Genomic DNA, 15162 nt, shown 5'->3' with positions numbered 1-15162 from the left:
AATGATGGCTTCGCAGGCGGTTCGAGATTGTCGAGCTGGATATTTTTGTGGACCTCCACCGTCTCCGTTCCGACCATACACAAAGATCTCTGCCCCCGGTTCGGAGTGAGAACTGCAAATTCGCAAATGGTTAGCTGCGCCTTCATCTGCGAACTCAGCTGTCGCAGGAAGCGGATGATGAATTGTGAAGTAATGCGAATCAGAAAAAATTTTCTTGAAAACTTTTCTGGTGAATTGCGGTTCAATGGATCGATGTCTTTTGCTGATGAGATTTGCAGGTGTAAAATGAACTTTCCCATCCGAAGTTTCGACACTGGGGGAGACCGTCGCGGCGTTGGCGGCCCACATCGATGAGGCGCTCGATGCCGTCGATAGAAGCTCAGGATCATCGCGAAAAACTTTCTGGATGATCTGCTCAGCCTCTCCTGAATAACCTTGACTCCGAAGAAACTCCAGGTCGGGCCGATGATGAGGGGGGAGGACCGCTTGTGAGACTCCACGATCACTGAGCAGCTTCATTTTCGCTAGACCTTCCAGGGCGGCCTGACGAGGAGATGAAATTTGATAGCGAAATCGCTTCGAGGCAACGTTCCCAAAAGAGAGTCCACCATAGTGGTGGGTCGGCCCGATGATGCCATCAAAATTGATTTCAACAGCTTTCATGAAAAGTGAACTCCCGGTAAGAGTTTTTCTGGCACATTCAGTGATTCCCGTTCGATCGAAGCCACCGGCGAGTGGCAACTGTCAATCATGAACGATCCCGCAGGACGATGGTTCCCGCTTTTTCGTACTCCACCAAACGGCAATCGACCGCTGGCCCCGGTAGTGGGAGAATTCCAGTTGATCAGTCCTGCTTCGACCTCCTGAAAGAAACGGTCATAGCTTGAACGATGCTTGGAGAGCAGTCCGGCGGCCAGTCCGTACTGGGTTTGATTTGCAACATGGATCGCTTCTTCGAAGTCTGCCACGCGAATCATTTTTAGAAACGGACCAAAGAGTTCTTCATCAGGGACATTTTTGACGTTTGTGACATCAATGATTCCGGGTGAGACGAAAGCATCTCCCAGGGGAAGCCGCTGAGCTTCAACGAGGATTTTACCACCCGAATTTCGTAATTTATTTTGTTCGTCGATGAGCCGGTCGACAGCTTTGGAATTAATCACCGATCCCATAAACGGTTCTGGTTGAGCATCGGGATAGTCAACACTCAGCTTCTTGACAGCTTCTATCAGTCGCTCGATGTACGCATCATTTCCGTCAGTGACAATAAGTCGGCGAGCGCACGTGCACCTTTGGCCTGATGTCAGAAAGGCAGATTGAATGGTCGAGTAGACCGCAGCGTCGATGTTATCAATTTCATGAATCACCAACGGATTGTTGCCGCCCAACTCAAGAGCAAGAATCGATTCAGGACGCTCGACGAGAGTTTTTGAAATCGCAATACCCGCTTGTAAGCTCCCAGTAAACAGCACGCCACGGTGGTCTGGATGAAAAACGAGACTCGCTCCAGTGTCGCGGCCACCTTGCACTAGATTGATTACGCCCGCTGGCAAACCTGAAGTTTCCCAAAGTTTAATGACAAACTCCGCCACTGCTGGGGTCAATTCGCTTGGCTTCCAAACAACGGTATTGCCCGCCAGCAACGCGGGGATAATATGTCCATTACTGATGTGTCCCGGAAAATTAAATGGTCCTAAAACAGCAACGACGCCGAGTGGTTTGTACCGTGTGAATCCTTTGGCTTCTGCGAGTATGATCTCTTCGTCTGCTGCTCGTTGCCCGAATGCTTCGATGGAAGCGGGGATTTTTCCGATCATTGCCTGCACTTCAGTTCTCGCCTCCCAAACCGGCTTGCCGACCTCTTGAGAAATTAATTTTGCGAGTTCTTCAGACTGATGACTCAACTCTTTCTGAAACGATTCGAGATGTTGAATTCGCTCGCCGACTGAATTCGATCCCCATTTCTTCGAGGCGTTTTTTGCAGATTGGATCGCGTCATCGATATCCTCCTGGCTGGAATGATGACCTTGCCAGATCAAATTTCCATTCGCAGGATTCTCGGAAACAAACTCTGACCCTTGCCCCGAACGCCAGGTTCCGCTGATGTAATTTTGACCTGAAAATTTCATCTTGTATCTCAATTGAATGAAAGAACTATTCGCACAACTGCTGAAACTGTTCTGCTCTGTGACCGGGCCTTTCTGACATTCTGAAAGAGACTTGCACGGGCAGGAGATGTATTGAAAATTCTTTAACCGGATTTGGGTGTGACAAATCGAACTTGATCACCCGTTTTTACTTGCAAGGTCTCTGCTGCTGCACGTTCCAGGTGGACACCCTGCGTTGTCATTTGAAGCTTCGATCGGACGACGCGAAAGTCCTCAGAGGCATTGCTGATAAAATAGGATTCTTCCGAGTCGATTTGTTCGACAATCTCCGCGATTGATTCGCGTCGACTTTCACGGACCGTACGTATCATGGAACGTGGACAGTGTAAAATTGGACCGGCTTCAAAAATGTCGATCATTTGCTGAAAACGAAAACCTTCGGATTCAAGCAACTTCCGAGCAGGGCGGGTTTCCTGATGCACTTCACCGATGACATCCTGAGCACTTTGTGGCAGCAGGGGTAAATAGATCGGATGGACTGGCATCAGGTCGCCGATGAATTCTTTGTTCAGAATGCTCAGGTAGTCGGCTTTTGGGAATTCTAGATCAAAGAAATGCTTGCCAACTGCATCCCAAAACGGACTTTGTCCCTGTTCATTAATGACGCCTCGCATCTCAGCAATGACTTCATCGTCGAAGAGTTTCGGGAACTCAGCCATCATTAAGAAACGAGATAATGAGAGTAATCGCCCATTCCCACCTTGCCGATAGTCGGGATGCAGAAACAAGCTTCCGATTTCGCTGGGACCATCGTGCTCAGCAACAAGATGCAAAATCGGGAGATCTCTGCGGATATTGAGCGTTAACGATTCATGCCGGGACGTCTCAATTCTATAAGCGTAAAATGGTTCGAAACCTCCTACTTTGGAGACGATACCGCATGTCCCGACAATTTTTTGGGTCTCGACTTCCTCCATGACGAGCAAGTAGGCCTGTCCACTCGCTTTCCCTCTGGAGATATTCTGGAACGCCTGAACCGATTCATGGACGCGGGATTCAAGAAGTTCTTTGTCACGGGGGAGAGTCGTTAATCCGAAAGATGTTAGGTCTGCAAGTGCAACAATGTCATCAAGGTCAGTCTCACGTACCGGCCGAATCACAAACATTTCCACACCCTCCAATCAATGCCCTGCGAGCATCGTAATGCTGACAATGCAACAAGAGTTATTGCCATTCAGCTTAAGTTCAATCACGGATTCCGGATCTGCCTGAGTGAATGAACTCTGAATGGCGTTTGACGCATCCACATTATACGCAATTTCGCTGACGTCGTCTTGAGAAGAAATCACGACGCCAGATGGAAACTGAACGGAGTGGGAACTCCATTGGTGATGAGGAGCACTGCGGCCCTCTCCTCATTCACAAAGAAATCTCCGATCCGCAGCGGAGAAGAACCTCGCGCAGTCGGTTTTGAATGTGCGGTCGCTGGGCTATTCAAATAGTCAAGCAGTCACGTTGTCACTGTCTGCCCAGTCAGAGGCACACTCAAATGAGTGCACCCTGACTGAGAGTTTGTGACAGTCAGTTCTTGACAAATAACGGCGCATTCTCTGGAAATTGAGATCGGGCTTCCAGAGCCTTTTTGAAAACGCTGCAGGCGATCAGCCTCGGCCGATCAGTTCAGGGATAGGGCGACCGTGGTTGACGATGGGGGTTGGGCGCCCATTGAAGTCTTTAATGAAGACTTGTGAGGAATCAATACCCAAGTGATGATAGATCGTCGACAGGAAGTCTCCGGGAGTACAGATGCGCTCGATGGAGTCTTCTCCGCGTTTATCGGTCGCTCCGATGACCTGTCCGGGTTCGATCCCACCGCCAGCCCAGATGTTTGAAAATGCGCGCGGCCAGTGGTCGCGTCCCGGTTGTCGTGTTCCCGCTGGGGCGCTGGCGTTTCCTGCACCAGTACTTGGTTGATAGCTAATCTTGGGTGTTCGTCCGAATTCACCAGTCACCACGACCATCACACGTTCATCCAGTCCCCGTTCGTAGATGTCCTCGATGAGTGCTGAGACTGCTTGATCGTAAGCTTGTGCCCGAAACCGAAGCGCATCGAAGACGTGGTGATTGACAGCATGGTCGTCCCAGTTATTCACTCGACCGCATAACGGACCGCGTAAGCTGGAAGTAAGAACTTCGACACCCGCTTCAACAAGTCTGCGGGCCAGCAGGAGTTGCTGCCCCCAGGTATTACGTCCATACCGATCGCGAGTTCGATCATCTTCCTGAGAAAGATCGAATGCGTCTTTTGTTTTCGGATTCGTCAGCAAGGTCATGGCTTGAGTTTCGAACTCATCAAGTGCCTCAAGTTCTCCAGCTTGATCAAATGACCGTTCGAGAGTGTCGAGGCTTTGCCTGAGCGATGATCTGCGACCGAGGTGCTGCACCTCATTCTGATTAGACAAACCGATATTGGGGACGACAAATTTCGGAGAATTTGGATCTCCGGTGACGGAGAACGGAGCGTAAGAATCTCCAAGGTAAGCCGGCCCGTTATACGTCGTCGGAGGATTCACGCCGACATACATTGGCAACGGATTGGTGCGTGGTCCTTCCTGATCACGTAAATAATTTGCGACTGACATCCAATCTGGGTATTTCGGCTTCGGCTTGTCGCGGGTGTCAGAATCTCCGGAAAGCATTTGCATCGAGCCGGCAGGGTGACCGCCTGCTCCTTGTCGCATAGAACGCAGGACAGTGAACTTGTCCGCAATTGCTGCCTGCATTGGCAGCAATTCTGTGAACTGCAGTCCAGGGACTTTGGTGTCGATCAAACTGAATGGACCGCGGTATTCGGTTCCAGCGTTTGGTTTGGGATCGTAAGTGTCAATGTGGGAATTTCCGCCCGGTTGCCAAACCATAATGACAGCTGTTTTCTTGTCCTTCTCTGGAGACGGACTTTCTGCGCGGAGGCGAAGCATGCCGGGCAGGCTCAGCGAGGCAAATCCGGCGATTCCCATTTTCATGAAGCTGCGGCGACTCCCAGGGCCGGGACAATACTGGGGCGCTGACCTGTTTGATGAACGTGTCATTTTTTCTCCGCGGGGTTGACGCGAATTGTGATTGGAGTTGAGACGACAATATCGACAATGTCTTTAGGTTTCGCCTTTGCGGTGGCTGTCTTCACTTGCTGCTCAGCAACTTTCAGAGCAGCTGCATTGGCTTTCTGTTTTTCAGTTACAGACTGGACGGACGCTTCGACATTTGCTTTATCAGCTTCCGTCGCAGTTTTGGCAGATTCAGTGAGAGTTTTCAATTCCGCTGCGATCGCTGTGGACTCTTCCTGAAGCCGCTTGAGTGTTGCTTCCGCGATTGTCACCGCTTCTGGATTGTATCGGTATTTGGCGACCGCACTTCCATAAAAAGCAATTGTATAATCTCCCGGGGGCGTTTTAAGAGTTCCTAAATCGAGAACCGCCTGTGAAGTCTCTTCATTAAGTGGGACATCGAAGGCCGGAGTTCTATCGAATCCTTCTCCGTACGTTTTGAGGCTCATCTTTGTCCCAGAGAAGTCGCTGCGCAATGTTTGCACGAGTGGAATCGTCAGCTTCTCACCTTCAGTCACTTCCAGAACTTTTTGTTCTTTGGCAGAAATAGTGATCGGCGCCTGTTCTGAGTTTGAAACAGAAACCGGGACGTCAACAAGAAGGCGGGGGCTGGGGATTTCGCTCCATGCGTTCGGGACCGGCCATGCCATCGAGGCCATAAAGCATTGACGGGTAACAGGTGCGCCGTTGATGTCTGCGGTTCCGGTCAAGGTAGCACTCGAAAGGCCGCGAGGGACATTCGCTTTCGCAGTGACGAGCATGATTCCTGTTGATTTCCCAGCAGGAATCTTGAGTCCTGTTGCGGTGACTCCTTCTGGAAGTCCAGACATCGTCAGGTTGATTTCTCCGTTAAATCCATCGCGGCGAACGGCGACGATTTCAAGAGGAATTGTTGCTCCTCCACGAAGTGCGATCGGCTTCGAAAGGGCATTACGGTCACCGTTTCTTAAATTCATGTGCAATGCCCAGCCGACAAGTGCGAAGTCTGGTTGCGCTTTGCGAATAATGAGACGGTAAATATTGCGTGGGTCGTTTCGAGTTCCTCCGAAAAGGTCAGTCAATTGAAGACGGTAATTTCCATCTTCCTTGATCTCGACCTTCCCCAGAATATCGGCAGATCCGGGATTGTAAGGAGGTCCATCGTATGAGTAGCCGTTACTTGAAACTTTGATTGGGCTGGAGATGTCGGTCAGTTCAACGACATCGGTCAAGGTTTCATCTTTCCCTTCGCCGGTCACTTTTTGAACTACGATCGACGGATCTGTCGGTAAGCCGAGGCGTTCTGAGGCGACTTCGACCCACCAGACATCTCCTTTTTTGGCTGCGAACTCAAATGTGTCAACGTCGGCTGCGGGGAAAAAACTCCCCGAGATATCGCATGGAAGTGTGATCTTTTGCGGTTGTGTGTGATCGTTGTTTGGTTCAGCTTCTGAAGCAGCAGCGTTTTCTGCCAAGCCTTCTGGCGGCCAGGAAAATGAACTGACGGTATTGGTCGAAGGCAGACGAACGATGGCTTCATCTTTGGAAATGGCTTTCAGTGCCAAACGGTAGAAGTATTCTCCTCCGCCGTTGAATGTCAGATCATGGACTTTGATGATGTACTTTCCATCTGCGGGGACATCGAAGTCGAGCGCTCCACCGCGACGTTCAACCAATAGATCGTTTCCTTTTGCATCGGCAATGACGAGGACGGGATTGAGTTTTGAGTCGATCCCTTTTGCGGCACAGTCCACGACGATTCGCTGGCCTTGCTGAGCGTCAAAAGAATAAAAATCGATTGCCTGTTTGGTCATCGAGGCATTGCAGATCGAATCAACGGCAAGCGGCATCGCTTTTTCAAGTGTTGTGTTCGGTTTAACCTGGTTGATCTCGGAAAGAGAACCAACGTTGAAGACCCGTGACGAGGAAACCCCGAGTCGCGTCATCACGCGGGCTTCGTGAATCCCGACAGGGCAATCCTTTTTGATCGACACGACAAATGTGTTCGGAACCGGAATTCCTTTGTCGTTGACTTTCGGAATCGCGGTGATTCCGGGGTGTGAAAAACTGAGCAGGTCGGCATCTTCGATGTTTTCACCGGTGATGGAAACTTCGACTGTTGAGCCAACCTCTCCTCCCATGGGGAAGGTTGTCAAGAGTCGCGGAGCGGGCAAGCAGACAGCTTGTGCCCACAGGCTGGAGCTCAGCAGTGCCAATGCGGTGACACAATTAAAAAGGCATTGTGCGTGTTTTGAAAATATCACGAACTGGTCCTTTGAAGAACGATATTAAATTGAAGGCAGGAACCGTTTAGGGCATTTTCAATCTTTGCCGTGTCCATGAAGGGCACTTCCATGGCCTCACAGACTGCTCGCCACAAGGCGGAGGGTGAAGGCCAATATTGTATTTGCCCCAGCTGGAAATTAATGATTGAACATGAATTCTTTCGTATTCATTAATGCCCAGATGAGATCCCGTAAGTTTTGTTGATGAGCAGCCGCGTCGGCGACTGGTTTTCCATTTGTATCGAGTGGAATTTCGTTCAGGTAGGCCAAGGCCGTGTTGAGTTCGTCTTCAGTGGGAGGGCGAGAGAAGGCACAGAGGTACAACTCTGAAATTTTCTCTTCGGGGGTGATCTCTTTCTTGGTCAATGTTGCAGCACGTCCGGATCCGGCAGCCAGTTTGGATTTGATTTCGTTGGAATTGATCAAATGCAAACTTTGGGCGAGATTCGAAGACTGACTCCGTTCGCATTCACAGACGCTCAAGTTGTCCGGGCGACCGAAGACTCGCAGGAAGGCGGAAGCTCTGTTGTAGCTGTTGTCCGGAAGGGCGACAGCACGAGTTCCTGGGGGAAGATTGGCGAATGCTGTTTTTGATCCAGTAAGATCGTCGATTGCATCCAAAAGAACTTCAGATTGTAACCGTCGTGGGTAGTATCGCGAATAGTTTTGTCGATCAGCGAGGTTGTGTTCGTTTGGAATCGCGCTCAACTGGTAAGCATTTGAATTCGTAATCAGACGCACCAATTCTTTGAGATCGTAACCACTTTCGATGAAGTGCTTTTCGAGGGCGGCAAGGAGTTCCGGATTGGTGGGAGGATTGGTGTCGCGGATATCATCCTCAGGTTCAATCAGCCCGATCTTGAAGAAGTGTTTCCAGTAGCGATTCACAAGCGCTTTTGCGAAGAAGGGGTTTTCCGGTGAGCTCATCCAGTTTGCTAACCGCAACCGTGGGTCTTCATCAGGAGGAATGTCACCAACTGAATCGCCAAGGGCTGCTGGCTTTAAAGCAACTTCAGTTTTCACATTCTTTGCTGTCGCTATTCCTCGCTTGTGAAAGATGAGATCTTCGCCACGTGTGCCGGTCGGCTTGCGTCCAACTTGGCTGAAGAAGGCTTCGAAGCTGTAGTAGTCGTCTTGTGACCAGCGCTCAAAAGGATGGTGATGGCACTGGGCACACTGCATGCGAACACCCAGGAAAAGTTGAGCGACATCTTCGAGTTGTTGCTTCGTATCTTTGACTCGTTTGTACCAGGCGACTGGAGGGTTTGCGATGACGGTCCCGGTCGCTGCCAGAAGCTCACGAACAATCTGGTCATAAGTGACGTTGGCCAACAAGCTGTCACGAATCCAGGCATGAAACGCAAAGTTTGAAGTAATGTCGCTGGCATCGTCTCGGCGATTTTTGAGAAGAGTCGTCCACTTGTTTGCGAAGAAGTCGGCATAGCCAGGACTCTTCAAGAGTGAATCAATCAGTTGCGCTCGTTTCTCGGGGTCAGAACTTGCCAGGAACTCTTGAGCTTCTTCGTCGGTTGGAAGGCGACCGGCAATGTCGAGAGAAACGCGACGTAAGAATGTGGCGTCATCACAAAGTGGTGATGGAGGAATGCCAATCTCTTTGAGGTTCGCAAAAACGTGGTCGTCAATAAAATTCTTGCTCGGTGGAACGTTCTCCACCGGAATTCCCAAAGGAACGGCTGCCGTGAAAACCGCTGTTTTCCCTTGATAGCGAACCATGATCGCAACTTTACCGGGGATGTCGTTAATACGAACATGGCCCGTTTCAGAAACTTCTGCCATGGCATCGGCATTCGATTCGTACAAAGCAATGTTTGTCACATCACGTGAAGTTCCGTCAGAGTAAGTCGCAATCGATTTGAGTTGCTGATCTTTCCCCATTTCCACGATCCCGCGTTCCGGGTGAACCTCGACCCCAACGAGTGTTGGTTCCGTCTCAGATTGGTATCGTGTTCCCTGCTCGATCCATTTTGTGATCGTTTGATAGCCTTCTGAATCTTTCGTAAGGCGGACACCACCACCGTGCGGGGTTTGGCCAGTAGCCTTCAACAGAATCAGACTCTTGCCGGGTGCTGTTGAGAAGACTCTTCGACCCCGTCCCGACTTCACGAGGCTTTCGTAATCCTCTTCTGGTTCAAAGCCTAACAGCGAAAGTTGAAAACCGTTCTGTCCACCTCCCGCCTTTGCATGACAGACTCCCGTGTTACATCCTGCCTTGGTGATTACCGGCATGACGTCGTTGATAAAGCTGACTGTGCTGCTGGGCTCTTCGCTGCCGGGTTCTCCAGCAGAGCAAACCGAAGCGAGTACCAAAGCGAACATCGAAAGTGATGTCCCAATTCGAGGCAGACAAGCTCCCCTGAGATTCGGGATGGTCATGTCATGACGAGAAAGAGACATGTTGAGACCTTTGTGAGTTTTGGTAGATCAGCAAGGTGGGTAGGGGGGACGATCTAGTGGTGGGCTATTGACAATAACGTTTTTATCGTCATTCATCAATTCTATGTGATGCGATCTTCGTCCGTCCAGATTTTTTCTTTTTAGAATCATCATTGCGCCTGCTTTCACTGAAAGATGATGATATCCCTCACAACCCGATCCCAAAGAGAGGCGATTTTGCCATGCAGATGCGAGTGGCTGAATAGCAGGAATTCGTATTCAGAGGTCAATTCTTGTTGTTCGCTTCGCTGATGGCCCTGAACTTGTCTATTCTTTAGAGCAGTTTGCTCTACCGTATGCCCGTGAAGAAGGCATTTCTTTAATGAACTTTAATGAAAATGCTGTTCGCCACGAGGCAGAACCTGAACACCAATTCGAAAGATGCTCTTGCTGAGTTGCAGATGAACTCAACTCTCGAATCGATGTTTGCAGTAATCGATGTTGCAGTGCCAAGGATCAATGATGACAACGACCGCCCTGACTCTCCTGACAGTTCTCTCTTTTCAACAAGTTGCCGTTGAAAGCAGTCCGAAGGTCAACAACGATCTTCAATCGACGCTACCTCCGGTGATCTATGCCGTCCCCGGAATCGAGACGAATTTCTACTTCGACAACATCATCCTGTCGAAGGCCTCTGATCAATATCAATTCAAAGTCAGTTGCAATGTCGGAGACACGCGAGCGGAGAGATGGACACTTACACCCACCGATGAGAACGTTGGCAAACATCCGCTGAAGGTGGATGTTCTCGACCAGGAAGGGAAAGTGCTGGCTTCACACGCGAGTCAGGTTCTAGTGATTCCGAATGACGCAGGAGCCAAGGCCAAGAAGAAAATACGCTTGCTCATCGTCGGCGATAGTCTGACTCACAATACCACTTACCCAAACGAAGTTGGGCGACTGCTCAGCGAACCGGGAAACCCTGAGTGGGAAATGTTAGGGACTCACAAGCCAAGTTCAGCTGCCGAAGGAATCGCTCACGAAGGTTACGGTGGTTGGACCTGGGCACGCTTTGTGACACATTACGAACCGAACCCGGATGGGACTCATCGCAAAAAGAGCAGCCCTTTTGTTTTTCTGAATGATGATGGTCAACCCGCTCTGGACGTCCCGAGATATTTCGATGAACACTTTGACGGAGCCCGGCCCGATTACATCATCATCATGCTTGGAATCAATGATTGCTTCTCCGCACCAGCAAACGATCCAAAATTGATGGACGAACGGATCGACCTTGTCTTCGGGCATGCCGAGACTCTCCTCACAGCCATGCGGGCAGCAGCTCCGGAATCAGAGATTGGTATCTGTTTGACAACTCCGCCTAACTCCCGCCAATCTGCTTTTGAAGCGAATTACAAAGATCGGTATCCTCGCTGGGGCTGGAAGAAAATTCAGCATCGACTTGTTCAAAGAGAAATGGAATTTGTCGCTCAGAAGAATGATCCGAAAATGAGTTTGATTCCGACTCAACTCAACCTTGATCCTGTTGATGGCTACCCGGAAAACAACGCCGTTCATCCAAACACTCATGGATACCAGCAAGTCGGAACAACAATTTACGCCTGGCTCAAGTGGCAACTTGCCAGAAATCCGTAGAGCTTTATTTTGTTACTGTCCCCGTGAAGCTCATGTTCATGATTTCATGGACTGCTCATCACGAGACAAAATGTAAAGACCAATGTTGGATTTGCTGTGGGATGTCATTCACGAAAAGCTCCGAATATCATTCCAGAAATTTAGCTGAATGAACAATGAAAGAAATTTCCATGAAACGTAGTTCACTCTATTCCTCGATCTCAAAAATCGTTGCAGCCTGCCTTGTTCTGGGGTCATTTGTCCAAGCTGCCGAACCGATCAAGTTGCGAGTGTTGTGCTACAACATTCACTACGGGCAGGGGATGGATGGTGTTTATGATATCGAGCGACTCGCCAAAGTCATCAAGAAGGCCAAGCCAGACCTCGTTGCTTTGCAGGAAGTCGACGTTGGTGTCAAACGCTCGTCGCGAATGCATGAAGCGAGAATGCTCGGCGAAATGACCGGACTCTCTGTTCGCTTCGGTCCCACTCAACATTATGAAGGGGGCCTTTTCGGCAACGCTGTGCTCACACACCTCCCGATTACTGATGTTCACATCCAACCGTTGCCATACACAGAAAGTACCGAAGAGCTGACCACTTACCCCCGCGCTGCAATCGCAACGACTGTCACGCTTCCCAACGGGTCTTCATTGAAGTTCATCAGCACGCACTTCCAGCACAACGTCCCCGAAGACCGCGTTGCAGAGGCGAAAGCCATCAACCAATACTTCGTTGATGATACAATGCCCACCATTCTCGCCGGGGATATGAACGCTCAGCCAGGCTCGGAACCGATCAACATTTTGGAAAAGCACTGGAAGAATGCGATCGATGCCGATGCGACATTCACAGCACCTGCCAACAAACCGAGAGTTCGAATTGACTATGTCTTCTCACGCGGAAGCCAACTGAAGATGCTCTCTTCGGAAGTCCTCGATGAGCCGGTCGCTTCTGATCATCGTCCCGTGCTGGTCGTGTTCGAAGTCAAGAAGTAGTTCGGTCGAGTCTTCACGAACACAGGTTAAAGCAAGCGGTACTAAAGAAACTGCAAACCGAACACGAAGACTCAGTACCTGCACCTGTACCTGTAGCACGGGACCATTGTCCCGTCTGCCTCGTCCGGGACAAAGGTTCCGGGCTACGATTGGACGACATCTCACTGGTGAAATACGTTCTTATCGGACACAGGTTAACGCAAACGACTTCAAGTCAGTCGCGAAAATCCGGTGTGCTTGATTGGACCGCCGATTCGCTTTTCGATTGTATTGGTAGAGATGGCTTCTGCGAGAGTTGCAAAGACTTCATCCAGAGCGTCCAGGTAGCTTTCAACGTGACGTGTTTCGTGAGCGAGCATCGCGTTGAAAGCGCCACCAGCAAGGAAGCCTTTTTTGAGCATCTCAGCGGTCATTAACGTCGTGATAGCTGCCGCCTGAGGGTGGGTGAATGTCAGTAAGGCTCCTTCCGGGCGACCAGCTGGCTTGACAGGGAGTCGATGCTTCCTGCCGAGTTCCTCCCACCCGTTCATGACCAAGGAGCCGATCTTGCGAAGATGCTCGGGGACATTGCACTCTTGCATCTTCTGAACACAGGCCAGAGCAGCCGCTGGGCCGACACCCTCAGTCCAGAATGTGCTGGAGATAAACGAGTTTTGAGCAGCCTGCATTGTCTCTTTTGTTCCGATAACAGCTCCGATGGGAAAGCCGTTTCCGAGTGCTTTCGCAAACACAGCAAGGTCCGGTTCGACTCCAAACTTTAAGTGAGCTCCACCTAGGCACAATCTCCAGCCGATAGAAATTTCATCGAAGACCAGTCGAGCACCATTGCGATTGCACCGCTCTCGGACTCCTTCCAGAAAACCGGGATCGGGATCAGTTTGACGCGTTGGTTCCATGACAATCGCTGCCAGCTTGTCGCCATGTTTTTTTATAATGGCGTCCAGCTCATCAAGCCGGTTGTAGTGAAATGTGTGAGCAGTTCCGGCAAGCCCGGCAGGAACTCCCCGAGGCTCAAGACCTGGGAGGAGATGCCCATCGAGTTGGGATGCACTTCCATCTGTTGTTGGCTCTGCCAGGTTCGCTGAGAGATACCAGTCATGCCAGCCATGATACCCGCAAATCGCGACATGGTCTCGTTGAGTTGAAGCTCGTGCGATACGAACCGCAACCGCCATCGTCTCTCCGCCAGAACGAGTGAATCGAGCATTTTGCGCCCATGGATGAATATCGAGTAGCCGCTGCGCGAGTTTGACTTCGTCGTCAGTCTGAAGCGTCGACATCGACCCCAAACTAACTCGCCGGATGACCGCTGCATTCACGTCAGGATCACTATAGCCCAGGATTGTGGAGAGAATTCCTCCGAGGCTCATATCGATAAAGCGATTCCCCTCGATGTCAATCACTTCGCAGCCGTGAGCCTCTCGATAATAAGCCGGCCATTGGTCAGGCGCAAACATTTCCGGGCGTTTGCTGAGCAGCTGAGTTCCTCCCGGAATGATCTCCTTCGCCTGTTTGTAAGCTTCCTGAACATTGGGGAGTTCTTTGGTCAAGGGGATGTCGAGTAGACGCCGTGCGGCATGGCAGAAAACTTGTTCCACATCTTCGTCGTTGAGGAATTGATTTCGACAAGCCTGTTTAAGTGCCAGGAGTGATTCCAGCCCGAGCAGCGTTGGTTTTGCAAACCGTGATCGCTCAAAGTTTGGGCGAATTTCATCCAGCCACAAAAAACCATCAGCGAGATTCACGCAGCGGCTCCGCATTTCGGTGACACAAAAATCGGCACCGAAGAGAAGTCGAGTCGGGCCGAATGTTTTCAAGATTGCCTCGAATGCTTCAGGTTCACAGACAGCAGACGTGTCAAAGTAGACATTGTCCAGTCCTCGCAGCGACGCAATTCCTTCAACAGTGTGGCGTCCGCAAAAACCTCTCGCAGCATGGGCGAGAATCAACCTGGCATTGGGATACTTTTCGCAATGCTCACGAATGTAAACCTGATTCTCCAGTTCTGCTAAGGCTTTCGGCAAAACCATGTGCAGCATGATCACGAGACCATGTTTCTCAGCGAGTTCCCATCCCCATTCTGGAATGTACTCTTCACATTGTGCGAAGAGTGTCTCTTCTCGTTCTGCAAACAGGTGATAAACCTTAAAGCCAACAAAGTGATCGTCCAGCACTTGCTGTTCAACCTGTTCACGATTTTGTGTGGGCGTCAAAATCATTAATCCGCGCGAATTCGGGTCCCCTTGCATTTGCTCCGCCATGAAACGATTGGCGGAATCGACATCAAGCTTTCGTGTTGGAAACGGGAAGAACAATCCACCACTCGGGCAACGATCGGGCATCCACTGCGAGAGTCGATCGTCATAGACCGCACGTGTCACTTCGGCGGGACCGGCAGCTGCCAGTGACGGAGTTGGTGTTCCCAGGTCGGCGACTTGCCATAAGTGAGCATGTGCATCAAAAGAGTTTTGCGGAACAAAATCTTTCAAGTGCTTGTCGAAGAGTTCAAGGTCCGCTTCGCCAATCGTGGCCCAAACATACGGATTGTTTTCCTGTTCAGTCAAATTCAGTGATGAAGTCATATTGTGAAAGCAATACTTTTAGTCGGACACTTCAAGTGTTCGGACGCCTGAATAGAAATAAAGAATGGGACATCTGC

9 protein-coding genes are annotated in these 15162 nt (G+C 50.4%); 2 read left to right on the top strand and 7 right to left on the bottom strand.

The window, feature by feature from the left end:
• The 6 genes from ACN0YR_RS09375 to ACN0YR_RS09350 all read right to left on the bottom strand — a co-directional run.
• Nucleotides 1–663 (bottom strand): N-succinylarginine dihydrolase (locus tag ACN0YR_RS09375; protein WP_417848948.1); only part of this gene is annotated, 663 nt, incomplete at its 3' end.
• On the bottom strand, nt 660–2129 hold the full coding sequence (astD, locus tag ACN0YR_RS09370) for a succinylglutamate-semialdehyde dehydrogenase (RefSeq protein WP_417848947.1): 1470 nt from the start codon (nt 2127–2129) through the stop codon (nt 660–662). The genes ACN0YR_RS09375 and astD, both read right to left, overlap by 4 nt.
• A gap of 122 nt (nt 2130–2251) precedes the next feature.
• The gene (locus tag ACN0YR_RS09365; protein ID WP_417848946.1) at nt 2252–3274 is read right to left on the bottom strand and encodes an arginine N-succinyltransferase; all 1023 of its coding nucleotides are present in this window, start codon (nt 3272–3274) and stop codon (nt 2252–2254) included.
• A gap of 495 nt (nt 3275–3769) precedes the next feature.
• A complete protein-coding gene (locus ACN0YR_RS09360; protein ID WP_417848945.1) occupies nt 3770–5197 on the bottom strand; it encodes a DUF1501 domain-containing protein in 1428 nt (475 codons plus the stop codon).
• Nucleotides 5194–7455: a serine protease gene (locus ACN0YR_RS09355; RefSeq protein WP_417848944.1), complete on the bottom strand. Its 2262-nt coding sequence runs from the start codon at nt 7453–7455 to the stop codon at nt 5194–5196. The genes ACN0YR_RS09360 and ACN0YR_RS09355 overlap by 4 nt, the downstream gene beginning before the upstream one ends.
• Before the next feature lie 159 nt (nt 7456–7614).
• On the bottom strand, nt 7615–9891 hold the full coding sequence (locus ACN0YR_RS09350) for a DUF1549 and DUF1553 domain-containing protein (RefSeq protein ID WP_417848943.1): 2277 nt from the start codon (nt 9889–9891) through the stop codon (nt 7615–7617).
• Between the two features lie 498 nt (nt 9892–10389).
• Here ACN0YR_RS09350 and ACN0YR_RS09345 point away from each other — a divergent pair, with 498 nt between their 5' ends.
• Complete coding sequence (locus tag ACN0YR_RS09345) at nt 10390–11526, top strand: SGNH/GDSL hydrolase family protein (RefSeq protein ID WP_417848942.1); 1137 nt, start codon at nt 10390–10392, stop codon at nt 11524–11526.
• Nucleotides 11527–11696: 170 nt separating this feature from the next.
• On the top strand, nt 11697–12503 hold the full coding sequence (locus ACN0YR_RS09340; RefSeq protein ID WP_417848941.1) for an endonuclease/exonuclease/phosphatase family protein: 807 nt from the start codon (nt 11697–11699) through the stop codon (nt 12501–12503).
• Nucleotides 12504–12712: 209 nt separating this feature from the next.
• Here the strand turns inward: ACN0YR_RS09340 and ACN0YR_RS09335 are convergent, their stop codons facing one another.
• A complete protein-coding gene (locus tag ACN0YR_RS09335; RefSeq protein ID WP_417848940.1) occupies nt 12713–15085 on the bottom strand; it encodes an aminotransferase class III-fold pyridoxal phosphate-dependent enzyme in 2373 nt (790 codons plus the stop codon).
• Nucleotides 15086–15162 lie beyond the last annotated feature (77 nt).

Origin of the sequence: Thalassoglobus sp., from assembly GCF_048270125.1 — a bacterium.
Lineage (GTDB): Bacteria > Planctomycetota > Planctomycetia > Planctomycetales > Planctomycetaceae > Thalassoglobus.
The sequence above is the reverse complement of the archived record's forward strand: the minus strand, read 5'-3'. Positions and strand labels throughout refer to the sequence as shown.